At 71.9% G+C, this 473-nt stretch carries 1 protein-coding gene; it reads left to right on the forward strand.

Going from position 1 to position 473, the window contains the following annotated elements:
• Positions 1-227 precede the first annotated feature (227 nt).
• Positions 228-473: hypothetical protein (locus BCY78_RS24300; RefSeq protein ID WP_233499494.1), on the forward strand; the 246-nt coding region annotated here is incomplete at its 3' end.

The following is a 473-nucleotide window of genomic DNA, read 5'->3' on the forward strand; positions in this document are numbered from 1 at the left end:
AGATTGAACCGGACCACTGTGAAGGCCATCGGGGCGTCCCTTCGCCGGAGCGGGCGGCTTGGCGGCTGCACGGGCGGACGAGCGGGCGCACCGTACCTGACGCGGCATCAGAAGTGTAGGGGTGTCCGCCCGCATTGCGGCCAAAAGGTGCATAGGGGGCCCAGCGGATCGCCGGGGGCCGCCGGGGCAGCGCCTGTGCGACGGCCGTGGCCGATACTGGACGGGTTATGGAACTCGTCGAAATCGTCATCCTCGCTGTAGTCATCGCCCTGGTCGCTGTCGGCCTGGTCGGCGGGCTCGTGGTCGGCAGCCGCAAGAAGAAGCAGCTGCCGCCCCCGCCGCCGAGCACGCCGACCATCACCCCTCCCGCCGAACCGCAGGTCGGCGAGGAGGCCGAGACGCCGCGCGACGAAGCGCGGCGCACCATCGACGAAGTCGGCCTCCCGGACGCCACCGCGCCCGCGGAGGAGGCC

It is taken from the genome of Pararhodobacter sp. CCB-MM2, from assembly GCF_001691415.1.
In the GTDB taxonomy this organism is placed as follows: domain Bacteria; phylum Pseudomonadota; class Alphaproteobacteria; order Rhodobacterales; family Rhodobacteraceae; genus Pararhodobacter.